Annotated in this window: 16 protein-coding genes and 8 pseudogenes; 11 read left to right on the plus strand and 13 right to left on the minus strand. The window is 62.6% G+C overall.

Annotation, left to right across the window (positions count from 1 at the left end; genetic code table 11):
• Together A4G99_RS30030 and A4G99_RS21855 are read right to left on the minus strand one after the other, a co-directional pair.
• Window positions 1–124, minus strand: a pseudogene (locus A4G99_RS30030) (ABC transporter permease); the annotation flags it as partial.
• 50 nt (window positions 125–174) lie between these two features.
• Window positions 175–1,941: an ABC transporter substrate-binding protein gene (locus tag A4G99_RS21855; protein WP_066148333.1), complete on the minus strand. Its 1,767-nt coding sequence runs from the start codon at window positions 1,939–1,941 to the stop codon at window positions 175–177.
• A gap of 222 nt (window positions 1,942–2,163) precedes the next feature.
• On the opposite strand from A4G99_RS21855, the gene A4G99_RS21860 reads away from it, so the two are divergent.
• Window positions 2,164–2,403, plus strand: coding sequence for a hypothetical protein (locus A4G99_RS21860; RefSeq protein WP_066148335.1), 240 nt, complete (start codon window positions 2,164–2,166; stop codon window positions 2,401–2,403).
• Window positions 2,404–2,439: 36 nt separating this feature from the next.
• Here the strand turns inward: A4G99_RS21860 and A4G99_RS27920 are convergent, their stop codons facing one another.
• From A4G99_RS27920 to A4G99_RS30035, 4 genes and pseudogenes are all read right to left on the minus strand, one after another.
• The gene (locus A4G99_RS27920) at window positions 2,440–2,991 is read right to left on the minus strand and encodes a hypothetical protein (RefSeq protein ID WP_342764542.1); all 552 of its coding nucleotides are present in this window, start codon (window positions 2,989–2,991) and stop codon (window positions 2,440–2,442) included.
• Window positions 2,992–3,089: 98 nt separating this feature from the next.
• Window positions 3,090–4,259: an ABC transporter substrate-binding protein gene (locus tag A4G99_RS27925; protein ID WP_223302121.1), complete on the minus strand. Its 1,170-nt coding sequence runs from the start codon at window positions 4,257–4,259 to the stop codon at window positions 3,090–3,092.
• 73 nt (window positions 4,260–4,332) lie between these two features.
• Window positions 4,333–5,247 carry a HEAT repeat domain-containing protein gene (locus A4G99_RS21870; RefSeq protein ID WP_066148337.1) on the minus strand — a complete coding sequence of 305 codons (915 nt, stop codon included), beginning with the start codon at window positions 5,245–5,247 and terminating at the stop codon, window positions 4,333–4,335.
• 54 nt (window positions 5,248–5,301) lie between these two features.
• A pseudogene (locus tag A4G99_RS30035) lies at window positions 5,302–6,377 on the minus strand (SGNH/GDSL hydrolase family protein).
• A gap of 99 nt (window positions 6,378–6,476) precedes the next feature.
• Here A4G99_RS30035 and A4G99_RS21880 point away from each other — a divergent pair.
• On the plus strand, window positions 6,477–7,235 hold the full coding sequence (locus tag A4G99_RS21880; RefSeq protein ID WP_066148492.1) for a sugar phosphate isomerase/epimerase: 759 nt from the start codon (window positions 6,477–6,479) through the stop codon (window positions 7,233–7,235).
• 103 nt (window positions 7,236–7,338) lie between these two features.
• On the opposite strand, the gene A4G99_RS21885 is transcribed toward A4G99_RS21880, so the two are convergent.
• Complete coding sequence (locus A4G99_RS21885) at window positions 7,339–8,295, minus strand: mannonate dehydratase (RefSeq protein ID WP_066148494.1); 957 nt, start codon at window positions 8,293–8,295, stop codon at window positions 7,339–7,341.
• A 116-nt stretch (window positions 8,296–8,411) separates the two neighbouring features.
• On the opposite strand from A4G99_RS21885, the gene A4G99_RS27930 reads away from it, so the two are divergent.
• From A4G99_RS27930 to A4G99_RS21890, 3 genes and pseudogenes are all read left to right on the plus strand, one after another.
• Window positions 8,412–8,999: a sugar-binding domain-containing protein gene (locus A4G99_RS27930; protein ID WP_223302122.1), complete on the plus strand. Its 588-nt coding sequence runs from the start codon at window positions 8,412–8,414 to the stop codon at window positions 8,997–8,999.
• Window positions 8,882–9,220 (plus strand): annotated as a pseudogene (locus A4G99_RS30040) (glycosyl hydrolase 2 galactose-binding domain-containing protein); the annotation flags it as partial. The gene A4G99_RS27930 and the pseudogene A4G99_RS30040, both read left to right, overlap by 118 nt.
• A gap of 120 nt (window positions 9,221–9,340) precedes the next feature.
• Window positions 9,341–10,855 (plus strand): glycoside hydrolase family 2 protein, encoded by a 1,515-nt coding sequence (locus tag A4G99_RS21890; RefSeq protein WP_394337482.1) that lies wholly within the window; start codon window positions 9,341–9,343, stop codon window positions 10,853–10,855.
• A 1,482-nt stretch (window positions 10,856–12,337) separates the two neighbouring features.
• Here A4G99_RS21890 and A4G99_RS29020 read toward each other — a convergent pair.
• The 5 genes and pseudogenes from A4G99_RS29020 to lpdA form a co-directional block, all read right to left on the minus strand.
• A complete protein-coding gene (locus tag A4G99_RS29020) occupies window positions 12,338–12,421 on the minus strand; it encodes a hypothetical protein (RefSeq protein ID WP_394337483.1) in 84 nt (27 codons plus the stop codon).
• A gap of 113 nt (window positions 12,422–12,534) precedes the next feature.
• Window positions 12,535–13,695, minus strand: a pseudogene (locus tag A4G99_RS21895) (2-oxo acid dehydrogenase subunit E2); the annotation flags it as partial.
• The gene (locus A4G99_RS29295) at window positions 13,685–13,801 is read right to left on the minus strand and encodes a biotin/lipoyl-containing protein (RefSeq protein WP_303645618.1); all 117 of its coding nucleotides are present in this window, start codon (window positions 13,799–13,801) and stop codon (window positions 13,685–13,687) included. The pseudogene A4G99_RS21895 and the gene A4G99_RS29295, both read right to left, overlap by 11 nt.
• Window positions 13,802–13,891: 90 nt before the next feature.
• Window positions 13,892–16,081 carry a thiamine pyrophosphate-dependent enzyme gene (locus tag A4G99_RS30045; protein ID WP_066148339.1) on the minus strand — a complete coding sequence of 730 codons (2,190 nt, stop codon included), beginning with the start codon at window positions 16,079–16,081 and terminating at the stop codon, window positions 13,892–13,894.
• Between the two features lie 122 nt (window positions 16,082–16,203).
• A pseudogene (lpdA, locus tag A4G99_RS21905) lies at window positions 16,204–17,626 on the minus strand (dihydrolipoyl dehydrogenase).
• A 270-nt stretch (window positions 17,627–17,896) separates the two neighbouring features.
• Between lpdA and A4G99_RS21910 the strand changes: the two are divergent.
• From A4G99_RS21910 to rpiA, 4 genes and pseudogenes are all read left to right on the plus strand, one after another.
• Complete coding sequence (locus tag A4G99_RS21910) at window positions 17,897–18,670, plus strand: hypothetical protein (protein WP_066148341.1); 774 nt, start codon at window positions 17,897–17,899, stop codon at window positions 18,668–18,670.
• Between the two features lie 129 nt (window positions 18,671–18,799).
• Window positions 18,800–18,976, plus strand: a pseudogene (locus A4G99_RS29025) (NAD(P)-dependent oxidoreductase); the annotation flags it as partial.
• Between the two features lie 64 nt (window positions 18,977–19,040).
• Window positions 19,041–19,814 (plus strand): NAD(P)-binding domain-containing protein, encoded by a 774-nt coding sequence (locus tag A4G99_RS27940; protein ID WP_255359167.1) that lies wholly within the window; start codon window positions 19,041–19,043, stop codon window positions 19,812–19,814.
• Window positions 19,815–19,817: 3 nt separating this feature from the next.
• Complete coding sequence (gene rpiA / locus A4G99_RS21920) at window positions 19,818–20,690, plus strand: ribose 5-phosphate isomerase A (protein ID WP_066148343.1); 873 nt, start codon at window positions 19,818–19,820, stop codon at window positions 20,688–20,690.
• A 232-nt stretch (window positions 20,691–20,922) separates the two neighbouring features.
• Here the strand turns inward: rpiA and A4G99_RS21925 are convergent.
• Window positions 20,923–21,788 (minus strand): annotated as a pseudogene (locus tag A4G99_RS21925) (fumarylacetoacetate hydrolase family protein).
• Between the two features lie 149 nt (window positions 21,789–21,937).
• On the opposite strand from A4G99_RS21925, the pseudogene A4G99_RS21930 reads away from it, so the two are divergent.
• Together A4G99_RS21930 and A4G99_RS21935 are read left to right on the plus strand one after the other, a co-directional pair.
• A pseudogene (locus A4G99_RS21930) lies at window positions 21,938–23,401 on the plus strand (aldehyde dehydrogenase family protein).
• Between the two features lie 947 nt (window positions 23,402–24,348).
• Complete coding sequence (locus tag A4G99_RS21935; protein ID WP_066148346.1) at window positions 24,349–25,512, plus strand: enolase C-terminal domain-like protein; 1,164 nt, start codon at window positions 24,349–24,351, stop codon at window positions 25,510–25,512.
• Window positions 25,513–25,562 lie beyond the last annotated feature (50 nt).

Consider the following 25,562-nt stretch of genomic DNA (forward strand, 5'->3'; position numbering starts at 1 on the left):
GTTTGCCGCGCAGTTGGGTGAGCGGGCCACCTGGCAGCAGTCGGATCATGCCGAACGTGAGCGTCACGACCAGCCACAGTGTGAAGATCGCTCGTCCCGTCCGTTTCAAATAATAGTTGACCATATTTTTGATGTAGTAGGCTTCCTAGTATTATAATAGTATGTACCAGTGTGTTACTTGCCCGAATAGTTCATCTTACCCATCCGTGGGAGCCAGCTCTCGGGCCATCGGACTTTGGACGCATCCGAGCCCTCTTCGGGGATATCCCACACGTCCCCGGTGAGGAACGACTGGGTCTGTTTCTCCGCGATGGGGAGCATCGGAAGGTCCTGGTTCGTCACCCACGCCTGTTCGACGGCGATCGTTTTGACCTTCGAATCCGAGGTCGCGTGTGACATCTCCTTCAGGCGTTCCGACGGATTGACCGTCAACTCGCCCGATCCGCTCCGCTTCGGCACCGTCACCGTCCCGTGTTTTCCGCCGCGGTCCTGATTCGCCGGTGGGTAGTTGTACGTGAACCCGCGGTAGTTCTCCAGCATCATCTGGCGCAACGAGAAGTACGGGAACGTCGCTTGGCCACCACCGGGAAGCCAACTGCCGGAGGCGAGGACGAAGTTGCCGTTCGGCCACACCTGGCCTTGGAGATTGCCGAAGCTCCGACCGTCCATGCTCGACTTGAACCCGAAGCTCTTGAGCTGGTCGACGACGGTCTGGGTCGCCGTCACCCAGTCCGACCAACCGGACGGCACCTGAACGGGGAGGTTGACGATGTCTCCGTCGCTGTCGTGCCACTTGCCACCCTGTTTCTCGTAGCCCGCGTCCTTCAGGACTTTCGCAGCCTTGTCGGTCTTCGATTCGGCCTTCCCGTAATCCGTAAAGTCGCTCCGCGCGTCGCCGATCCACTTATCGACCGCAGTCGAGGCGATTCCGGCGGAGAGTTCGGCAGGCTTCTTCGAGGCGGGTCCGGCGTTCTTCACGATAGCGTCGCGGTCGAGGACGTACGCGATGGCCTGCCGAACCGCCCGGTCGCCCGCGTGTTTATGATCGAACTGCGGCACGAGTCCGTAGCCGACGCCGGATGGGAACTTTATCTGTTGCCAGCTTTTCGGCAACTGTTGGAGGATGTGCGGTGGCGTGAACGCGGTCGCAACCGAATCGATCCGGTTGGATATCATCGCGTTGTACACCGACTGGTTCCCGTCCATGTACAGGTACGAGTACGTCTTGAAATTGATCTTGTCCGAATCGGGATGGTCGTCGCGGCGCTCCGTCACCACCTGCTGTTGACTGGTGCTCTTGAACGCGAACGGTCCGCTCGCGACGGGGTCCCGCCACGCGAAGTTCTGGAGTTTGTGCAGTCCCTGTTTCTCGTCCTTCTCGATTTCGTCCAGATACTTCCCGAAGACGCTCTTTTTCTGCTGAACGAAGTTGTTGCTGAGCACCTGGAACTTGACGATGGTCTGGTTGACCGGTTGCGAGAAATGCATGACGACGGTTGAGTCGTCCTTCGCCTCGATGGACTTCGTGTAGTCGCTGTATCCCGAACCGGTCTTCATCCCGAGTTTGAGTTGGGTGACGATGTCGTCGGCGGTCACGTCGTCACCGTCCGCCCACGTCAGACCCTTTCGGAGTTTCATCGTGAACGATTTGTCGCCGAACGACCAGTCGGAAATCGCGTACGGGACGAATTCGTTCTTCCCGAGGTTGTACTGTGCGAAGCGGTCGAACAGGAGGTTCTGTGACGCCTGTGCGTAACTCGACGGGTTCGACGGGTTCCACTGGATGTTCGTCGGCACCTGGTTCACGCGGCTGATGTGCTGGACGTCGTGGATGTTGCTTCCGTCGCCGTCTCCCCCTCCGCTCCCGTCGCCGTTATCACCGTCGTTCGACCCGTTACCACTGCATCCTGCCAATGCGGCCGCACCGGCCGTTCCTGCCACCGTAAGAACGTGCCGACGGCTACATACGTCACTATAGCTCATAGAGCGGTCTCTCATGGTCCAATAAAACCAGCACAGTGATTATAGATAAATGTTTCCACACCATCAACCATTATTCTCTTTTCATTGTGGAGAGACGAACTGAAACAGCATGACGACCTCATTTGCTTCCCATCGGAACTGTTTGCAAACTTTCTTGCCCCGAAGGGGCAATACGGTGGTATGAACAGCTACGATCGGTTCTGGGAACTCGTGTACGGCGCACGAAGATATCTGCAGTTGGTCCTCTTTTTCCTGCTGTTCCTGCTCGTGCTCTCGGGAGTCGCCCTCGTGTTCGGACAGTCGGAGGCGGCGTCGGCCACGATGCTCCTCTTAGATATCATCCTCGTCCTCGCCCTCGGTGCCGTCACCCTCGTCATGCACTGGTACAGCACCAAACGCCACATCCAGAATCGACAGTGAGCGGATTTCGGGGGCGCTTTTCACTGCTCTTCGTTTTCACTTCCCTTTGTAGTTCATCTTGCCACGACGCGGAAGCCACGTGTGCGTCCACCGCACCTTGGAGACGGTCGCTCCCTCCTTCGGAACGTCCCACTGGTCGTCGGTGAGGAACACCTGCGTCTGTTTCTCCGCGACGGGGAGTATCGGGAGGTCCTGGTTCGTCACCCACGCCTGCTCGGTTGCGATCGTTTTGACCTTCGAATCCGAGGTCGCGTGTGACATCTCCTTCAGGCGTTCCGAGGGGTTGACCGTCAACTCACCCGACCCACTCCGCTTCGGCACCGTCACCGTACCGCGCTTCCCGCCACGGTCGGGGTTCGCTGGCGGGTAGTTGTACGTGAATCCGCGGTAGTTCTCCAACAACATCTGGCGCAGCGAGAAGTACGGGAACGTCGCCTGTACGCCGCCCGGAAGCCAACCGCCGGAGGCGAGGACGAAGTTGCCGTTCGGCCACACCTGGCCTTGGAGATTGCCGAAGCTCCGACCGTCCACGTTCGATTTGAACCCGAAGCTCTTGAGTTGATCCACGACGGTCTGGGTCGCCGTCACCCAGTCCGACCACTCCGACGGGACTTGTACGGGGAGGTTGACGACGTCACCGTCGCTGTCGTGCCACGTGCCACCCTGTTTCTCGTAGCCCGCGTCCTTCAGGACTTTCGTAGCTTGTCAGTCTTCGATTCGGATTTTCCGTAATCCGTGAAGTCGCTCCGCGCGTCACCCAACCACTTGTCCAGCGTGTCGGACGCGAGTCCGGCGGAGAGTTCCGCTGGCTTCTTCGAGGCGGGTCCGGCGTTCTTCACGATGGCGTCGCGGTCGAGGACGTAGGCGATGGCCTGTCGAACCGCCCGGTCGCCCGCGTGTTTATGATCGAACTGCGGCACGAGTCCGTAACCGACGCCGGACGAGAACTCCACCTGTTGCCAGGTATCCGGCAACTGGTCGACGATGCGTTTGGGCGCGAATACGGCACACGCGTCTATCTGGTTCGACGTCATCTGCTGGTGGACGGCCTCGTTGCCGCCGCCGATGTACCGGAAGACGTACTTCTCGAAGTTGATCTCGTCGGAATCGGGGTGGCCGTCACGGCGCTCCGTGACCAACTGCTGTTGACTGGTGCTCTTGAACGCGAACGGTCCGCTCGCGATCGGCTCTTTCCACGCGAAGTTCTGAAGCTTCCGCAGACCGTTCTTCTCGTTCTTCTCGATTTCGTCCAGATACTTCCCGAAGACGCTCTTTTTCTGCTGGACGAGGTTGTTGGCGAGGACGTGAATCTTGACGATCGTCCGATTGACCGGTTGCGAGAAATGCATGACGACGGTCGAGTCGTCCTTCGCCTCGATGGACTTCGTATAATCGCTGTAGCCGGTTCCGGTGTGCATTCCGAGTTTCAGTTGGGTGGCGATGTCGTCGGTGGTCACGTCGTCACCGTCCGCCCACGTCAAGCCGTCCCGGAGTTTCATCGTGAACGATTTGTCGTCGAACGACCAGTCCGTGATCGCGTACGGGATGAACTTCCCTTCCCCGTGGTTGTACTGTGCGAAGCGGTCGAACAGGAGGTATTGGGACCACTGTGCGACGCTCGATGGATTGGACGGGTTCCATTGGACGTTCGTCGGAACCTGATTGATGCGACTGACGAGTTGAACGTCGTAAATCCCGTCGCCGTTTCCGCTGCCGTTTCCATCGCCGGACCCGTTTCCGTCGCCGTTCGAGTTGCCGTTACACCCGGCGAGGGAAGCGACGCCGACGGTTCCCGCCATCGTGAGAACGCGCCGACGGCTAACTACGTTACCGTACCTCGTTGATTCGTCTCTCATAGCGCATTCGATTCAAAATAGGGAAAGTAGATAAATATTCGCACGGCACTGGCCGGAACCCCCATTCCGAGATTCATTCCGCCGATGACTCGTCGGCCAGCCAGTCTACCGTCGCGTAAGCGATGGACCGAATATCCTCGTCGAGCGGCGCGTCGCCGTCGGCGAACTCCCGAAGCGGATCGACGGCTGACGGATCGCCGATGTGACCGAGCGCGGAGACGGCGTGAACTTGCACGGCTCTATCCGGCGTCGCCAGTCGATCACACAGCGGCGCAACCGCGTCGGCCACGGCGTCCGGATGCTCCTCGCTGATGAAGCTGATCGCGCCGACGCTCGCCGACAGCACCGCCCCGGAACCGTCGCGGACGAGCGAACACAACCGTGATGCGTGCGGAAGGACGGCCGCGGCGTCGATGCTCGCCACCTCGTAGACGACGTTCGCCACGACGGTTCGCGCGGTGGTCTGTCGTTCCATCTCCTCCCTCGAAACGCTGGCGAGGTGTTCCCGTGCCTGCGTGTTAGGGGCAGCGGTGGCATCCTCGACCGGGTCCGTCGGCTCCGTCGCCATCACCGCCACGAGTTCGTCGGCGTACGGGACGAACCATTCGGCGTGACCGACCGCCAACACGCGAACGACGTCCGCCGCCAGCGCCGGGATCAACGGGGTTTCGTGGGTCAGCAGGGAGAGGAGGTCGGGAATCGCGTCCCGAACAGCCGAGGGGGTGTCGTCCGCGACGGCAGCGAGGATCAACAGCGACTCCCTGAGCACGACGATCCGCTCGTCGTCGAGAACCGTCACGAGCGTCGGAATCAGCGGTTCGACGGTTTCGAGGTCGTCCGCGGCGAGCGCCGAGACTATTTGCGCCGTGTGGGTCCGCACGAGGTTCTCCTCGCTTCGGAGTCCCTCCCGAAGGGTGTCGATTTCCACGTCGTCGGCCGAGACCGTTTCCGGGTCGAGTTCCATCAGTTGGTCGTGATCGCCCGTCATTCGACCGAATACAACGAACCTCGGGTGAAATACGTGACGGTCGCTCGACTCCGCTCAGTCGAGCAGTTCGTCCAGACGGCGCGCGATTCCCCGTCCGATGGCTTCCATCCCGGCGTCGCCGGGGTGGAGGACGTCGGCCGTCAGCGCCGTCGGTTCCATCAGGTCCTCGCCCGCGATGACGTGCAAATCGTCGTGCGGCGAGTCTGCGACGATGGCCCGCAGTGTCGAGCGAAACGCCGCCGCGCGCTCCGCATCGTCGCCGCGAATCACGTCCGCGTGGTACGGAAACAGCGTCACGCAGGCGACCGGGCGGTTCGGATGTGCGTCGGCGACCGCATTCACGAGCATGCTCGCACGTTCGCGGAACTGTGCGAGCGTGAACCCTCGGTTCGCCATGTTCACCGAGAGGGCGAGGGTGGCGACGTCCCAGTCGTCGCGCCCGGCGAGGTGCTCGCCCATCGCGGGTTCGCAGAACGCCGACCCCGAACAGCCCAGGTTCAGCGCGTCGAGGCCGAGCCCTCGGGCGACGCGAGCGACGTACGTCAGATGCGTCGCCGAAGCCGATGCACCCTCCGTGATGGAGGTTCCGTAGGCGAGATAGCGGCGGTCGGGGAGTTCGTCGGCGTCGGGCGGTCGCAGTCGCCCGAAACGCCGTGGATGGCGACCGGTACCCACGCCTCGAATCGAAGCCGACAGACGCGGGGGGAGAACGCTCCGGCCCGGGTCGTCGCGTCGTCGAGAAGGGGAATCCGCTCCGGGATGGCGAACTCGAACGTCGTCGGCGTCGGGCCGAGTTCGAGCGGCTCGGACGGCTGAAATTCGCCCCAGAACGGCCGGAAGACGGTCGTTTCGGCCGCCGAGAGCGTCACGGAGACGACGGTGTCGTCGCGCTCGGGAACGAACCGAACCTCACAGCCGGTCGGGTGGCGGAGCCGCTCGCGGGCATCGACGTTCAGGTTCGCTCCGACGGACGCCGGAACGCGGCACAGTCGGTCACCGGTTTCGGTGGTTTCGGCGGTTCCGTCCGTCCCGGCAGTCCCATCGGTTCCCGCTCCCCCGTCCACCCAGTCGGCGGGGACCGTTTCGGCGACGTTGTGCAACGAGACGCTCGGATACGTATCGGAGTGCATGTGAATTGGTACCACCTTGGTGGAAGCGGATGATAAGTGTGTGAGAAACGGGTGGCGTTCGCCGGAGGGTTTTTCCTCCCGCTCATCGTGGAGAATAGTATGTCCAGCAGATCACCCGACAGCGTCGGCGTCCAAAGCGTCGTGTTCAAATCCCGGTCGCTCGCGGACCTCCTCGACGCGCTCGAAGACACCGATATCGACTCCCTCGAACTGTGGGGCCACCACCTCTCGCCCGAAAACGACGACGCGACCATCGCGGCGGGGAAGGAACGCATCGAGGATTCTTCCGTGGAGATTTGCGGCTACGGCGTCGTGGACCTCGAAGACACCGGCGAGGCGCGTGAACACTTCGAGTTCGCCGAGGACCTCGGCGCGGGGTACATTACCGTCAATTACCCGCCAGCGCGGGACGACGTGACCGAGGAACTCGTCGAACTCGCCGAGGAGTTCGACCTCGACGTCGGCATCCACAACTACTCGACCGTCCACCACGACGACCTCTCGACGGTGTTCTCGGACATCGATGACGTTCGGTCGGTGCTCGACCGATACGACCACCCCCGACTCGGCGTCTGCATCGACACCGGCCACTTCCTCGTGATGGACGAGTCGCCGGACGAAGTGATTTCGGCCTTCGGCGACCGAATCGTCGCCGTCCACCTGAAGGACACCAGCGACGACGAGATCGAGGACCTGCCCGGTGCCGGAACGCTCGACCTCCCGACCGTTCTCGGCCTCCTCGACGAACACGCGAACGTGGACGCGCCGCTCGTGATCGAGTACGAACTGCCCGACGACCGCGTGCTCAACGCGCTTCGTGAGGCCGGGAATAACATCCGAACCGCCGCCGAGCAGTAACCATTCACTTTTTTCGAAGGACGACCGCAACGAGCGATGAAAACGATTCCGCGTGGATCACTGACAGCGGTCAGCGGTCACAGTCCGTGGTCATAGTCAGCGGTCAGCGCTCGGCGCTCTCCAGTAGTCCTTTCATGTAACCGACCGCGAAGAGGCGGCCGTTCATCTCGTAGCCGGGGTTTTCGTTGGGTTCGCCCACCATCGTCGGCACGTGATCCGGGCGAATCGGGCCGTCGAAGCCGACGTCCGCGTAGGCTTCCATCGCGGCGAGCATGTCCGTCGGACCGTCGTCGTGCCACGTTTCCACGAAGCCGTTTTCGGTCCGTTCCACGTCGCGGAAGTGCACGAAGTTGATGCGGTCGCCGAAGCGGCGGATGGTCGCCGGGATATCGACCCCCATCGCGGCGAAGTTGCCCTGACAGAACGTGATGCCGTTGTATTCGCTGTCGTAGCAGTCGAGCACGCGCTCGTAGGCGTCGGGGGAGTTGATGATGCGCGGCATCCCGCGAACGTCGGCGATTGGCGGGTCGTCGGGATGCAGTGCCAATTTCACCCCCGCCTCCTCGGCGACGGGGACGACTTCGGCGAGGAAGGATTCGAGGTTCGTCCAGAGTTCCTCGGCCGTCGTGTCCGCCGCGGCGGGGCGTGGACCGCGCCGCATGAGTTCGTCGTCGTAGGCGGAGGTGCGCGAGTCGCCACGAGCAGGGACGGTCGTCGACGTCCGCGCCCATCGCAGTCCGGCCATCCAGTCGTAGCAGACGACCTGGATATCGAGCGTTCCGAGGTTTCGCAGTAGAGTTTTGAACCGAGATATTTCCTCGTCGCGTCCGTCGGTCGCCAGACGCGTCGCGTCCGTGAGCGGGACCCCGCCCTCGAACGCGGCGATTTCGAGGCCGTGGTCCTCGAAACGGGTCTTCATCCGCAGGAGTTCGTCGAACTCGTAGGGACGACTCCCGTCGCCGAGTTCGAGCGTGTGGACCACGACGTGTTCGATTCCGATCTGTGCGGCCTGTTTCCACCGTTCACAGGGTTCGGGCGGAAGCACGAGTGCAGGTTTGATAGGGGTCACCGGTTTCAATACTCGCGGCCGGGACCGAAATAGTATCGATTGGCGGGGGTTTGATAACCGCGGGGAGGGGAAGAATTATATCGTCGCATCGGAATTCAGTAGCCAGTATGCAGACAGCCACCCTTAGTGGGAGCTGGGAGTTTCGACGCCACGGTAGCGAAAACTGGCACAAGGCAACCGTTCCCGGCGGGATATACGGCGATCTACTGAACTCGGATCTGATCGACGACCCGTACGAACGGGACAACGAACTGGACGTGCAGTGGGTCGGGGAATCCGACTGGGAGTATCGCCGGACGGTCACCCTCGACGGGGAGTTCTTCGACCACGAACGGATCACCCTCCAGTGTGACGGTCTCGACACCGTCGCGACCGTCACCGTCAACGGCGACGTCGTCGGCGAGAGCGATAACATGTTCCGGGGGTACGAGTTCGACGTCGCCGACGCCCTGACGGCCGGGGAGAACGAGATTCGCGTTCGATTCCGCTCGCCGGTGGAGTACGCCGCGAGCGCTCGGCGGCGTTCCCATACGACGTTCCGACGCTCCGCTACCCCGTGGACCAACCCGCCCGGAACTTCATCCGGAAGGCCCAGTGTCACTTCGGGTGGGACTGGGGGCCGTGTCTCCCGACGGTCGGCATCTGGCGCGACATTCGATTGGTCGCCCATTCCTCGCCGCGAGTCGAGTACGTGACGCCGGTACAACGCCACCGACCGGGAGCGGTCGAACTCGACGTTCGGGTCGGCCTCACGGTCCCGACGGCTGGCGAGTACACCGTAACGGCGGCGGTCGATGGAGCGGTCGAAACCCGGGAGGTGGCGCTCGATTCCGACGACGAAATCGAACTGTCGCTGACCGTCGAGGACCCCGACTTGTGGTGGCCGTCCACGCACGGGGACCAACCGCTGTCCGACCTCGACGTGACGGTCGAGGGCGCGGAATCCCACTCGGTGACCGAGCGGATCGGGTTCAGAGAAATCGAACTGGTCCGCGAACCGGACGAGGACGGCGATGGCGAGGGGTTCCATTTCCGCGTGAACGGCGAACCGATTTTCGCCCGCGGTGCGAACTGGATTCCGGCGGACGCCCTCTATCGAAACGCGACGACCGAGGTCTACGACGACCTGCTGTCGAGCGCCGTGGACGCGAACATGAACGCGATTCGCGTGTGGGGCGGCGGGTACTACGAACGTGACGAGTTCTACCGACTGTGCGACGAGAAGGGGTTGCTCGTCTGGCAGGATTTCATGTTCGCCTGTGCGCAGTACCCGGCCGACGACGAGTTCGTGGCGTCGGTCGAGGCGGAAGCGCGCTATCAGGTTCGTCGCCTCTCCTCGAACCCCTCGGTCGCGCTCTGGTGTGGTAACAACGAACTGGAAGTCGGCGTCGAGAGTTGGTTCGCGGACAGCGAGAACATCGACCGGTTGGAAGCCGACTACGACCGGTTGTTCCGTGGGACGCTGAAGGACGTCGTGGACGAGGAGGACCCCTCGCGCCCGTACTGGTCGGCCTCGCCGTCCAGCGGTCCCGACCGTGTCGATCCGGAAAACGAGAACCGCGGCGACATCCACTACTGGGGTGTCTGGCACGAGGGAAAGCCGTTCTCGGCGTTTCAGGAAACCGAACCGCGGTTCGTCTCCGAGTTCGGCTACCAATCGTTCCCGTCCGTCGAAACCGTAGCCGACGTCGTTCCGGAGGACCAACACAATCCGACCGCGCCGCTGATGGAACACCACCAGCGCAACGAGGGAGGGAACAAGCGCATCCTGCAACGGATGGCCGACCACTTCCGGATGCCGTCGAACTTCGACGATTTCGTCTACCTGAGTCAGATTCAACAGGGGATGGCGATCCGAACCGCGGTCGAACACTGGCGTCGGTTGAAACCCCACTGCATGGGGGCCATCTACTGGCAGCTCAACGACCTCTGGCAGTGCGCCTCGTGGTCGTCGGTCGAGTACGGCGGCGGGTGGAAAGCGCTCCACCATATGGCCCGCCGGTTCTACGCCCCGACGCTGCTTTCGATGGTCGAGGACGGGGACGACCTCGAACTGTGGCTCACGACCGACGGCACCGAGTCGTTCTCCGGAACGGTCGCCGTCGAAGCCGTCACGATGGACGGAAAGCGACTGTTCAAGGGGGAGTTCGACACGGAAGGAGGAAAAAGCGAAAGCGTCCGCATCGGTCGCGTCGATATCGAGGACGCGCTCGGCGACGCCTCGCGCGCAGACGTGCTGTTTCGGGCGACGCCGCTCGACTTCGAGGCTCGCCCCGCGTTCCACTTCCTCGTTCCGTACAAACGGCTCTCGCTGCCGGACGCGGCGGTTGAACTGTCGATGTCGGAGTCGGACGGGGAACTCACCGTCAGCGCGTCGGCCGCCGCGCTCTTCGTCGAGTTGCAGGACGACCGCGGCGGGCGGTTCGGCGACAACTACTTCCACCTCGCTCCGGGCGAGGAACGGACGGTCGGATACGAAATCGATGGAACCGCCGACGGGAAAACGGTCGAGGAATCGATTTCGGTCTGTCACCTCGCGGAAACGTACTGAGTTAGGGCTTCGACAGTCGTGGCGTGGTGACGGAGCGGTCGTCCCGACTCCGTCTCGGCACTCGGTACTCGGCGCTCCGCGGCAATGTGATCAGTACCGAGATATCCCGTTACGGCTCCGCTACTCCGGAGGATAACGCGCCTGTGATCACGGAAAGCCATCGTCCGAGGCCGACGGACGACAGTAGCCGCCGTATTTTATGTCGGATTGGGGACAAGATCGTGGCCACGGGACGAATCACGACCGCCGAATGGGCACGGGATGGAAGCGGAGGAAGTGCCGTACTCACAGGATCGTTTGATTATTTCAAACAACGTGTGGTCGCACAGCCAGCGCCGTCGATTCGAGGGCGGTATAGCGTGGGAACTGAGGAGGCGACGATACGTACCAAGACCGCTTCGACGGGTTTGTTCGTTCGAAGAGTGGCGAACGGGACGCGTTTCCGAGACGGGACCCGTGGACGAACGGGGTTTGACATGGTCAACCAAAAGGAGACAATACACGAGTTGGTTTGAGTTGGTCAAACAATACAGATCGAAATCCGGGACGAAGCGAAGCGCCAGCGGAACAACGAACGGAAGCGTCAGGTGTATTCGGCCGATTAGGAGAGCCAACCGGAAAGCCATTACATAAATATGGTTGTAACAGCTGAGATCAGTTGATCAAACGGACGAACGGTATCGAGGCGAATTTCGTTTGATCTGATCAAATATACCGGTCGCACACCGTTGCGTCGGGACAACCACTGTCGGTCACGACCGGCATCGATCGCGTGCCCCCACCGATGTTGAAGACGATCGGGATCGAACTGAGCTTTACATTATTATGCTTGTAAATATACGGGTGGGAACCTCCCACACCAAGGAAACACGAACAGATATTGTATGTTGATTTACATGAAAGGCAATATATGAATTTGGGTAATTATCAACTGCCGTATATTTCCGGCCGGTACTTGGAACCGAAACCACACCTGACGAAAAGAGAACGACGAAATGATATTACCGATGGACATTCTCACACCACACGAGTGGAGATCTAAATTTATTATTTGCAGAGCCGTAAGAAGCCACATATAGCGACTTTGAGCGCAGGAGAAGCCCACAACCGGTTCAGGACGTTGGATTCCGAAATTAACGGTAATAATAACACCTCGTCGATCGACGGAAACCGTGTGTGTATCACCGATTTTGCCGATTCAAAAACGCGACCGGAAAACACTCCGGGGGATCATCGTGGTCAGCAACAGAGAAAAGAAAGGGATCGAACCGGTTATTCCGTCCGTTCCGATTCCGATTGACGGCCGAGCAGTTTCATAAAACCCATGTGCGAAAGATTAGCACGCGAAAAGTACCGCCGAGCACGTTGCATCCGAAGGGTGACTGAACCGCCGTTGAGAAATGAGCAATATTCTGATAGATTACTTTCGAACCGGTTCGAAAGCACGAAAGAGCGGCGGGGTTTCTGCTTCCCTCTCTTGACTTACAGTCGCGACAGGAGGACGTCTTCGTCCTCGATGCCTTCGATGACGTACTCCATGAACTGGTTCGCTTTCGCTCCGTCCACGAGGCGGTGATCGTAGGAGAGGTGGAGGTCGATCCGCGGGCGGACTTCGACTTCGCCGTCTCGGTGGCGACGGGTTCGTCTCGGACCCGTCCGATACCCATGATGGCCACCTCGGGGTAGTTGACGATGGGCGTCCCGAACGTTCGGTGTTCGCCGAACGTCGCGAGGTTGGTCACGGTGAACGTCCCGTCCTGCATGTCGGCGGCGTCGATGGAGCGCTCGCGGGCCCCCTCGGCGAGCGTCTCCAACTCCCGGGCCACCTCCACGATGGATTTGCTGTCGATGTCCTTGATGACGGGAACCAGCAATCCGTCGTCGGTGTGGGTCGCAAATCCGACGTTGTAGTAGTACTTCTCCACGATTTCGTCGGTCGTGTCGTCGATGCTGGCGTTCACCATCGGGAACTCCTTGAGCGCCGGGACGACCGCCTTGAGCAGAATCGGCGTGTACGTGATGTGAACGTCGTGTTTCTCGTCCAGTCGCTCCTTGAGGTCCACGAGTTCGGTGGCGTCGGCCTGGAACCCGGAGGTCAACTGCGGGACGACGGCCGCCGAGCGGGACATGTTTTCGGCGATGCGCCCGCGAAGCCCCGAGAGGTCGCGTCGCTCGGCGCGCTCCTCGTCCTCGTCGATCGCCACAGGCTCGATTTCGGTCGTCGGATGTTCGATGGCGTAGGCCGCTCCGCCCTCGGCTTCCGCCGTTCCGCCACCGTCCTCCCCACCACCGCGTCCGGAGACACGCACGTCGATGTCCTCGCGGAGCACGCGTCCGTTCGGCCCGGAACCGTCGATAGTCGAGAGGTCCACACCCTCCTCGCGGGCGTACGCTCGTGTTCGCGGTGCCGCGAACACTCGCTCGTCGGTCGTCGCCGGGGATTCCGATTCCTCGCCCTCGGTCTCGCCGTCGGCTTCCTCCTCGGCCTGTACTTCATCATCTTGGCCTTCCGCCGTTTCTTCCTCCGCATCTTCCGCTTCCGTTTCTTCTTCAGGTTCCTCGGTTTCCTCCGTCTCGCCTTCCTGCTCGGCAGTCTCCGTTTCTTCTTCAGGTTCCGCTTCCTCGGCTTCCGTTTCTTGCTCGGAGTCGGCGTCTTCTTGCGCTTCTTCGGCGGCTTCGGCCTCCTCCCCGCCGCTCGGCGGGGAGTCGGTTTCGATGACGACGAAGACTTCCCCGACTTGTACGACATCGCCGACGTCGGCCTGCCGCTCGGCGACGGTTCCGGGACACGGCGAGGGGACGTCGGTCACGGCCTTGTCGGTCTCGACCTCACAGAGCACGTCGTGTTCGTCCGATGTCGTCTCCCTCCTCGACGTGCCACTCCACGATTTCGGCCTCCGTCAACCCCTCGCCGGGGTCCGGGAGTTCGAACTCGTAGTCGGTCACGGCGACCACCTCGCTCCCGCGGCGGGGGAACGAACGGGCGGTTTCGAGGGGCTGTACTGTCGGTTCGTGCCTGTCGAGTCCGTCTGTTGCTCAGAATTCATAACTCATCACCGCCTCTATCGCGTACTTCGCCCGCTCCGCGTCGGGGAGGTAGTCGTCCTCGATGTCGTTGTTCGGGAAGTGCACGTCGTACCCCGTCGCGCGCTTGACGGGGGCTTTCAGCCTGTCGAGCGCGTACTCGTTGACGAGCGCCGAGAGTTCGGCCCCGAGACCGAGCGTTCGGCGCGCTTCGTGGAGCACGACGCAACGGCCGGTCTTCTTCACCGATTCCAGAATCGTCTCCACGTCGAGCGGCGAGAGCGTCACGAGGTCGATGACCTCCACGTCGGCGTCCACCTCCTCGGCGGCGCTCTCGGCGTGACGGACCATCGCGCCCCACGTCAGCACCGTCACGTCCGACCCTTCCTCGACGATCCGGGCCTCGTCCAGCGGGAGCGTGTACTCGTCGGTCGGGACAGGGTCGTCGAAAACGCGATAGATCCGTTTCGGCTCCATGAAGACCACCGGATCGTCACAGCGGATGCTGGACGCCAGCAGTCCCTTGGCCTGGTACGGCGTGCTCGGACAGAGCACGCGGACGCCCGGCGCGTGAATCTCGAACGTCTCGGTCGATTCCTGATGGTATTCGAGCGCCTTGATGCCGCCGCCGTACGGCATGCGGATCGTCATCGGGAGTTCGATATCGCCGCCGGTGCGCTCGTACATCTTGGCGACGGCGTACATGAACTGGCCGAAGGCAGGGTAGAAGAAACCCATGAACTCGATTTCGGGAACCGGGCGGTCGTCCCGCATCGCCATCCCGACTGCGGTGCCGACGATGCCGTTTTCCGATAACGGCGTGTCGATCACGCGGTCCGGCCCGAACTCGTCGAGCAGTCCCTCGGTTGCGCGGAAAACGCCGCCGAGCATTCCGATGTCGTAGCCGAGGATGCGAGTGTCGTCGTCCCGTTCCATCTCCTGGTGGAGTGCTCGGTTCACCGCCGTCACGACGTTCATATCCTCCGTTTCGACGTCGTCGTCGTCCGAATTCAGCGGTTCGAAATCGACGCCCAAATCGGGACCGTGGTCGTCCCACTGCTCGGTGTCGAACGCGTCGCCGGAGAAATCGGTGAACGGGTTTTCCCCGTTCCGTTCGCGCTGGAACTCCGCCCGCTGGTGGGCTTCGCGCCACGAAGTGCCGTGCAGGTGGTGGTCGAACATCCGCATCGGGTCGGTCTTCGAAACGCTTCGCGCTTCCTCCACGGCGTCGTTCACCGCCGCGTCGATTTCGTCCCGAATCTCCTCGCGCCGGTCGTCGTCGAGGAGGTTTCGGTGGCCGAGATACGTCGAAAGCCGCTCGATGGGGTCGCGGTCGGCCCATTCCGACTTCAGTTCGTCGTCCCGATAGAGGTCGGCGTTGTCCGACGTGTTGTGGTTTCCCATCCGGTAGGTAACACACTCGATGAGCGTCGGCCCGCCGCCGTCTCGGGCGCGCTCGACGGCTCTGCTCGCGGCGTCGTACACGGCGAGCACGTCGTTTCCGTCCACGCGTTCGTGCGGAATCCCGTACGCTTCTGCCTTCTGTGCGAACGTTTCCGCCCCGGTCTGGCGCTCGGACGGTTCCGAAATCGCCCACCCGTTGTTCTGGACGACGACGACGAGCGGCGCGTCGAAGACGCCCGCGAAGTTTAGCCCGTCGTGAAACGACCCTTCGCTGGTCGAGCCGTCGCCGATGAACGCCATCGAGACGGTGTCGCGGTCGCGGAAGCGGTCGGTCATGGCCGACCCGGCCGCGTTCGTCACGTTCACGCCGACAGGCGTGTAGTCCGGAGAGAAGTTGACGGGTGACTCCCAGTCGTCGAGTCCCTCCGCGATGGTTTCGGGTTCCTGTCCGGTCGTCCCGGCGACGATCTTCGCCATCGGTACGTCCCAGTGCAGGAGCGCGGCGTTCTGACGGTAGGTGTAGAAGATCCAATCGCCCTTCGAGAGGGCGGTGGCGGCACCGAGCGGCGTGGCTTCCTCGCCGCGCTCGCGCGCGACGAGGCTCGCCTCACCGCTCCGTTGAAGGTTCAGCATCGTGTCTTCGAGCGTTCTGGTCCCCACCATCGTCCGGTATAGACCGAGGAGTTCGTCGTCTCCGAGGTCCGGCACGTCGGCACCGTCGAGGACGCCGCCGTCGTCGTCCAACAGTTGATGGAAGTCGCGGGACCGGGCCGCTTCGTCCCACGTCTCCTCAGACATGGTCGGACACCTCCGGGGAGGAAACCGCCGGTACTTCCGAAACGATGCGACTCGGTGCGTTCGCCGTTGGATGTGTCGAGTTCGGTGAGGGTGTCTGGTCGGTCATGGTCCTGTATTCTCCGTCATCGGTCGTTGTTTCGCGTGTGGATCGCGTGATCGCGGGCGTTCGCGGCGGCTTCCTTCGCGGCCTCCGAGAGCGTCGGATGGGTGTGAATCGTCGCGGCGACGTCGTCCACGGTCGCCCCGAGTTCCAGCGCGAGGCCGAACTCGGCAACTAGTTCGGACGCTTCGGGAGCGACGAGTTGCGCGCCGAGCAGATAGCCGTCCTCGGCGTCGGCCACGACGCGGACGAATCCATCGTCGTCGTCCAGCGTCATCGCGCGGCCGTTGGCCTGCATGGGCATCCCGCCGGTCGTTACGTCGTATCCGGCATCGACCGCCTCGTCCTCGGTCATCCCGACCGTGGCGATTTCGGGGTCGGTGAACACGACGGCGGGGACGGCCTGATGGTCGAGCGCGGCCGGTTCCCCGGCGATGACCTCCGCGACGACTTCGCCTTCGCGCATTCCCTTGTGCGCGAGCATCGGTTCGCCCGCCACGTCGCCGACGGCGAAGACGTTCTCGCGGTCGGTTCGGCCGCGGTCGTCGGTTTCGATGAACCCGTTGTCGGTCGATTCGAGGTCGATTGCGTCGAGGTTCACCGTGTCGGAGACGGGTTCGCGGCCGACGGCGACGAGCGCTTTTTCGGCCTCGTACTCGGTTCGGTTCCCGTCCTCGTCCTCCGTTACGACGGTGATTCCGCCGCCGTCGTCGGTCCACTCCTCGGCTCCCTCGCCGAAGTGAAATTCGACGCCGAGGTCTTCGGCGCCGGTCGCGGACGAGTTCGCTCGGTCGGTCGCCGTATCCGGGGAGGATTTCGTCCAGCATCTCGACGACTGTCACGTCGGTCCCGGCCTTTGCGTACGCGCTAGCGAGTTCCATACCGATGTAACCCGCACCGACGACCAGCAGCGAATCGGGCGCGTCTTCGAGCGCGAGGGCCTGTCGCGAGTCGAGAATCGGGTCGTCCTCGAACGCGAACCCGGGGAGCGAAACGGGGCGGCTACCGGTCGCCACGACGGCGTGTTCGAACTCCAACTCGTGCTCGCCATCGTCGGTCCGAACCGTGACCGCCGAACCGTCGGCGAACTCGGCGCGACCCTCGACGAGCGTCGCGCCCGCCGCCTCACAGAGCTGTTCGACGCCGCCGGTGAGGCGGTCCACGACGCCGTCCTTCCACTCCACCGTCCGACCGAATTCGATGTCGGGGTCGGCGTGGATGCCGCGGTTCTCGCCGGTCGCGGCCTCGTGGGCCGCGTCGGTCGCCGCGATGAGTGCCTTGGACGGGATACAGCCGTAGTTCAGGCATGTGCCGCCGTAGGCGTCCTTTTCGATGAGCGTTACGTCGAAATCGAGTTGTCCGGCGCGGATGGCGGCGACGTAGCCGCCGGGTCCCGCGCCGATGACGACGACGTCGGTTTCCTCGGGGACGTTATTTTCTGGCATGAGATGTGTGTGGGTGGAATCGCGGTCGGTTGGCCGGGCGTTTCGAGTTCGTCGTGTGCGACGGGAAGACGGAGGATGGATTTGAGCGAATCCGGTCCCTGCTTACACGTCGGACGGGTTGGATACCGGTATCCAGCGGGTAATTTCTAACGGCCCACCCGAGCCCACGAGCGAATCGGAGGGAAACCGGAAGCCGACGGGCAGGGGGTAATTACGGTGCTTTCGATAGCAACGATAAGAGACACACCCGTTAGCGACGTAGGGGTAGACATGGGACTCCGAGACCACGCCCACGAGGTCGCCAACGACGCCAAAGAGCGGACGATGACGGCGGCGCGAAGAGCGCGTGGTGTCGGAGGAACAGTCGCGCGCAAAACGGCCGACACGGGGTCGGAAGCGGGCGGCGAAGCGTTGCGAACGGTACGAGAAACAGCCGAGTCCGTCCGTGGCCGCGTGGACGGGAGCGAGGGCGTCGAAGCCATACCGAAGCCATCGGTCGTCGCGGAGACGACCGGACAGGCGACGACGGCGCTCACAGTCGAAATCCGGCAGTTTCTCGACGAAGTGGATCATCGATACGCGGCCAAGAGCGCCTTCAACGGCGCTCGGCAGGGGTATGCAGCCGGTCCGTACGGTGCGGTTCTCGGAGCGGGAGCGGGGACGGTGTACGGTGCGTACAACAGCACCCAGGGACACCTTCGATCCGGAAGCCGCAAACCCGAACGAAGGCATCGACGTCGGGCGGTATCTGGACGGCGTCGGACACGTGAGGACGGGATACGAGGCAGGCAAGCGGTTTGGGACGAAGGGAAAGGTCGCCGGAGCGGCCATCGGTGCTGGCGTCTCGGTTCTCCCGTTGGTTCGCGAGCTGTACCCGATCGAACGGGCCGACGAACCCTTGTCCCAGTACGTCGATTCGATATCGCTCCCGACCATCGGCGAGATTTCCGCGAGGAGGCGATAACGGAATCGGCGAACACACTCCGAACGGACGACGGACAGGACGGCGATAGCAGCGCGTACGAGGTGATTTTCGGCCGATAGGGCCGGAATGATTTAGTCCTTCGCTGTGTTGTCGTTTTACCGAAGCGAGATAGAATAGGCACCGGCGGAACGCCGTTTCCACGCGGGAATTTCGCCGGGAAAACGAACGACGCGCGAGAGATTGTACACATGGAACTCGGAATAATTGGACTCGGTTCGATCGGTGGGAACTTGGCGAAGCAAGCGACCGAAAAGGACATCGACGTCGTCGGCTGTGATACGGCCGACCGCCCGGAACTGAAAGACAAGGGCGTGACGGTACTCGACAGCGGGGAGTACGAGGAGCTGGCGAACCGCCTCGATGCACCACGGGTCATCTACCTGTCGCTCCCGGCCGGAGAGCTGATAGACGAGCAACTGGACGACCTCGGTGAAGCACCTGGACGAAGGCGACGTGGTGATGGACGGCGGCAACTCCTTCTGGCGGGATTCGATGCGCCGGGAGGAACGCGTGTGGGAGGACGGCATTTACTACCTCGACACCGGCACCAGCGGTGGCCCGCCGGGTGCGCGCGACGGGGCGTGTTTCATGGTCGGTGGGCGGGAGGAAGGGTTCGAAATCGCCGAACCCATCCTCGACGAACTGTCCGTCGACGGCGGACTGCTGCACGTCGGCCCGCCGGGAAGCGGTCACTTCGTGAAGCTCGTCCACAACGGCGTCGAGTTCGGAATGCTCCAGTCCATCGCCGAGGGAGTCGAACTGCTCGAAGCCGGTGATTTCGACGTCGATCTGGAGGACGTGTTCAACAACTGGTCCAACGGGTCGGTTATTCGAAGCTGGCTGGTCGAACTCATGCGCGACCAGATCGGGGAGGACAACTACGAGGACGTGCCGAACTACATCGAGGACACCGGCGAGGTGAACTGGCTGGTACAGGAGGCGTTCAAGGGCGAAACGCCGATCCCGGTCATCAGCCAGTCGGTCACCGAACTGTTCAAGTCGCGTGGCAATCAGGAGCACGCCTACCAGGCCATCGCGGCGATGCGTCACGGTTTCGGGACCCATCCGTTCGGCGAGGACGACGACATCCTCAAGGAGCGTGTCACCGGACGCGTGGACAACGTGTCCCGCTCGCACCTGGAGAAGGACAAGGAGCGCAAGGAAGCAGTCCGACCGAAAGACCGCATGGACCTAGACGATTAAACCATGGCAAAACAGTTCAGCTACCGGCAAGGAGGCCACGACGTCAGCGTCTGGGCGGAAACCGAGGAGGAGACCGTCGAGGAGGCGAAGGACGAACTCGCGGACCGCGATTTCGACTTGGACGAGGACGAAATCCGCGACAACATCCGCGTCATCCCGTCGCCGCGCCGGATCAAGAGTTCGGCCGAGGACGTGTTGATGGACAAGCGCCGCCGCGGCGGGATGGAGGCCGCCGAAGTGGTCGAGGACGGGATGGACGTCGGCCTCGGTACGGGAAGTACCACCGCGTGGGCCATCGCCAAAATCGGCTGGAAGATAGACGAGGGGACGCTCACGAACGTTCGAGGCGTCGCGACGTCGCTCCAATCTCACGAACTGGCGAAGGAAGTCGGGATTCCGCTCATCAACGTGGACGAGGTGACGGAACTGGACGTCGCCATCGACGGCGCGGACCAGTGGGACCCCGAGAACCCGCACGTCGTCAAGGGCGGCGGGGCCTCCCACGCACGGGAGAAACTCATCGACTCGATGGCGGAGAAACTCGTCATCGCCACGGACGACCAAAAACGATCGACGCCGTTGTCGTATCCCGTCCCGCTCTCGATCCTGCCCGAATCGCGGGAGGTCGTCAAGGAGTGGATTCGGGAGCAGGGCGGCGACCCGTCGGTGCGGTACGCGGAAAAGAAGGACGGCCCGCTGTTCACCGCGAACGGCAACCTCATCGTGGACTGTGATTTCGGCGACATCGAAAATCCGGAGGAGCGGGCGACGGAGTTGGCCCGAATCCCCGGCGCACAGGAACACGGCCTGTTCGTGAACATGGTCGACGAAGTCGTCTACGGCACCGACGACGACGTGAAGACGGTCCGGTTCTGAACCGCATCCCGACGACGCGGTTTCGCTCTTCTCGCGGCGGATTCGTTTCGGGCGACACCGTATCCGATCACGATTCGATCTCACAACTCGTTTGTGAGTTCGGGAACGACCGCCGGATTCCACAATATCCCGATTCTACGCGTTCCCGAAATCGCGCCGAGACGGCGCGATTTCGAAACCACACCGTCCCCCGGAACCACATCGTTTCCCGAAATCGCACCACTTCCCGGAATCACTCCGTCTCGACGTGATTCCGGAGCGTTCCGATGTTCTCGATGTCGATCTCGATGCTGTCACCCTCCGCGAGCGTGAAGTCGTCCGGGGGAACGAGCGACGTGCCCGTCAACAGCACCGCGATGTCGGGAACTTCGTTGTGATCATTCAGATACGAGACGAGTTCCTCGCAGGGAACGGGCCATCTTCGACGTCGAAGTCGAACCGTCGAAGACGGTCTCGTCGTCGCGCCGGATGCGCATCGACAGTTCCAGTTCGCGCGGGTCGCCGACCGTCTCCGGCGAGGCGATACACGGACCGATGGCACAACACTTTTCGAAGACTTTGGCCTGCGGGAGGTACAGCGGATTTTGGCCTTCCAACGACCGACTGCTCATGTCGTTGCCGACGGTGTACCCGACGATGTCGCCGCGCGCGACGACCACGGCCAGTTCGGGTTCCGGCACGTCCCACTCGGAGTCGGCGCGGATGCCGATGGCGTCGCCGGGGCCGACCGTCCGACTCGGCGTGGCTTTGAAGAACAGTTCTGGGCGCTCGTTCTCGAACACGGCCTGATACATCGACCCCCGGCCGCTCTCCTCCTCGCGCGCGACGTGCTGGTCTCGTAGGTGACACCGGCCGCCCACACCTCGTCGGGGACGGTCGGACGGGGTGCATCCGTGGCAGTCGGTTCGTGTCGAGCAAGGGCGCGTCGTCCAGATGAATCCGCGCCACGTCGTCGAGTCCCCCCTGAGTCGCACTCGCGGCGAGCGCCAACTCGCGAACGGAGGCGATACCCGAGGCGGTCGTGAGGTCGTACACCTTCCGTCCCTCCTGTGCGAGCAGGCGGGGACCGTCGTCCGAAGGAATGCGATGGTATCGCATGGGAAAATATTCGCCCTTGAACCACATAGCTCCGACGGCGAAACCGAGGAGAAAAAGGCCACAAGAGTATTGTGGGGAGAGATTCGACCGCACGACCGAGCGACGGTTTGGCCACAAGAACGGAGTACCCCACGCACGTACTTTCTCCGATGCCCGAAACGTACAGCAATTACGTAGACGGAGAGTGGAGAGAATCGGAATCGGGCGAAACGTTCGAAGTTCGCAACCCCGCGGACACCGACGAGGTCGTCGCGGAGTTCCAGCTATCGACCGCGGAGGACGCACGCGGAGCGGTCGAGGCGGCCGCCGCCGCACAGGAGGAGTGGGCCGACACGCCCGGCGCGACCCGCGGCAAACTGCTGCGTTCGACCGCGAAACGCATGGACGACCGCGAGGAGGAACTGACCGAGACGCTGGTTCGGGAGGAAGGAAAGACCCGAAGCGAAGCCAACGGCGAGGTCAACGCGCCATCGACATCTTCTACTACTACGCCGAGCGAGCGATGGACTACGCTGGGGAGCGAAAACAGCCCAGTTCGCAGGGCCAGAACCTGTACACGGTCCGTGAGCCGATGGGCGTGGCCGGACTCATCACCCCGTGGAACTACCCCATCGCCATCCCGTCGTGGAAGAGCGCGCCCGCGCTGGCGACCGGCAACACCGTCGTCCTCAAACCCGCGATGGACGCGCCGACCGTCTTTGCGAAGGTAGTCGAGTGCATCGACGAAGCGGCCGACGAGGTCGGTGCCCCGGACGGCGTGTTCAACTTCGTCGTCGGGAGCGGCGAGGACGTCGGGAGCGCCATCATCGACCACGAGGAGGTCGATACCGTCTCCTTTACGGGAAGCCGAGCGGTCGGCGAGATGGTGTACGAGCAGGCCACCGACCAGCACAAGCGCATCCAGACGGAGTTGGGGAGCAAGAACCCGACCGTCATCGGCCCCAGCGCCGACCTCGAAGAGGCGGTGAACGTCGTCGGTTCCGGCGCGTTCGGCGTCACCGGACAGGCGTGTACCGCGACCGAGCGAGTCATCGTTCACGATTTCGCTGTACGACGACTTCGTGGACCAGTTGGTCGAGTTCGCCGAGGACCTCGACATCGGCCCCGGACTGGATGACCCCGGCATGGGACCGCACGTCTCGGAGAGCGAACTCGAATCCACGCTGGAGTACGTCGAAACCGGGAAAGAAGAGGGCGCGACGCTCGAATACGGTGGGGAACGGCTGGAGGACGGCGAGCACGAGAACGGCTACTTCGTCACGCCGACGGTTTTCACCGACGTGAAAAACGACATGCAGATCATGCAGGAGGAGGTGTTCGGCCCCTTCGTCGGCGTCACCTCCTACAGCGACTTCGACGAGGCCGTCGAACTCGTCAACGACGTGGAGTTCGGCCTCGCGGCGGGTATCGTCACGCAGGACCACTCGGAGGCGAACCGGTTCATCCAGGACGTGGACTTCGGTATCGTGAAGGTCAACGAGGCCACCACCGGCCTCGAACTGCACGTCCCGTTCGGCGGCATGAACGCCTCCTCCAGCGAGACGTACCGAGAGCAGGGTGAGGAAGGCATGGACTACTTCACCATCATCAAAACCGTCTACGACAACTACTAACGCGACCACGACCCTTCGAACAAGGGGTGTTTTTCTCGTCGTATAATGGCGAACAGGCGTGTTTGGGAGTTTTGCGATTGCAACTACTGAGAAGACCGCCCCAAAAGCCCCCGCCCGCTCGCGGTCGTTGCACGGGATATTTTGCCCTCTCAGCAACGCCCGGTCAAAATACTGGCCCGTGCAAGCGACCACGGTAAACGCGAGCGGGCGGCCCCTTTCATCCCCGCGAGGAACGAGCGGGGAGTTGAAAGACTTCGTCTTTCAGAAGTCCCACCCCGACCGCACCGCGACAGCCACACCCTCCCCAGCCGATTCCTCCGGGAGAGCTTCGCTCTCCCGTGCTCTCGTTCACTCCTTCGTCGTTCACGAGAACTCCGCTCGTCGCTAGCGCTCCTCGGTCGTCATCCCTCGCACGATTCTGACGAGGCGGTCGGCCGACCCACCTCGTCAGCGCGCGCCACCCGGTTGAACGGATTGTGCACTACTTGGCCAACCGCGCGAGGGGCGACGAGCGTCGGCGAGGAGTCGGTTGGGGAGGGGATTCTGGTGCGGTGCTGTCGTCTGGGTGGGTTGAAAGGGGCCGTTCGTTCGCGCTTGTTTTAGTCGTCTGTACGAGCCACTATTTTGTCCGTCCGGTGCGGAGAGGGCAAAATATCTCGAACAGCGACCGCGAACAGACGGGGTCTTTCAACGTAGTCTCCCCGGTAACTGTACTCACAAACCTACCAAATACCGCTCTGTGTAGCGAGCGTTCGGGGGCTTTCGAGGAAGTCTGCTTCTCGGCAACTGCAACGACACACCAACCAAAATCATCAATTCGTATCGAACTGTCGAGGTATCACCACAGTTTCCTCGCAACACCTACTATCGAACCGGAATCAAATATCTCTCTTCGCCGCCGAAGTTCGGCTACAAATTTTACCACGCGGGAAACCGTCGATAGTCGTATGCAGATTTCGAGAATCGAGTCCACGGAGTTCTCGTATCCCATCGAGGACGTGGGGTCGGACGCCGGGTACAACCTCGTGTACGAACCGGGGGCGACGACGGAGCGCAAACTGTTCGGGCTGAGGATCGAGACGGACGAGGGCGTCACCGGGGAGTTCGTCGGCGGGAACTCACCCGCGTTTGCGCAGATCAACACGCTCGCGGACAACCTCATCGGGCGGAACCCGCTACGCCGCGAGCGGTTGTGGTCGGAGATGAAGCGCGCGCTCCGGAAGTACGACCGGATGGGCATCGGACCGGTCGACATCGCGCTGTGGGACCTCGCCGGGAAACACTACGACGCGCCGATTCACGAACTGCTGGGCACCTACCGAACGCGACTCCCGGCCTACGCCTCGACGTACCACGCCGACGACAACGGCGGGTTGGACTCCCCGCACGCGTACGCCGATTTCGCGGAGGAATGCCTCAAAATTGGATTCCCCGGCTTCAAAATCCACGGTTGGGGCGGGACCGACGAACGGCGTGACATCGACCGCGAAATCGAGACCGTCCACGCGGTGGGCGAACGCGTCGGCGACGAGATGGACCTGATGATAGACCCGGCCTGCGAGTACGAGACGTTCGGCGACGCGCTGAAGGTCGGGCGCGCGTGCGACGAGGAGGAGTTCTTCTGGTACGAGGACCCGTACCGCGACGGCGGCATCTCCCAGTACGCGTACAAAAAACTGCGCCAGCAGTTGGACACGCCGCTGTTGCAGACCGAACACATCCGCGGGTTGGAACAGCACACCGACTTCCTGCGAAACGAGGCGACGGATTTCCTCCGGGCCGACCCCGCCTACGACGGTGGAATCACCGGCGCGATGAAAATCGCGCGCATGGCCGAAGGGTTCGGAATCGACGTGGAAATCCACTCGCCGGGTCCCGCCCAACGCCACTGCATGGCCGGGATGCGCAACACCAACTACTACGAGATGGCGCTGGTCCACCCGGAGTGTTCGAACACGACGCCGCCGGTGTACGAGGGCGAGTACGTGGACGATATCGACGCCATCGACGACGAGGGAACCGTGCCGGTCCCCGACGGGCCGGGATTGGGCGTCGAGTACGACTGGGACTACATCGAGGAGAACAGGACGGGCGGACGAACCTACGAGTGACGACACGCCGGGTAGCAAGGCAACGGAACGTGACGGCTGACGACACGCCG

Source organism: Haladaptatus sp. R4, assembly GCF_001625445.1.
Lineage (GTDB): Archaea > Halobacteriota > Halobacteria > Halobacteriales > Haladaptataceae > Haladaptatus.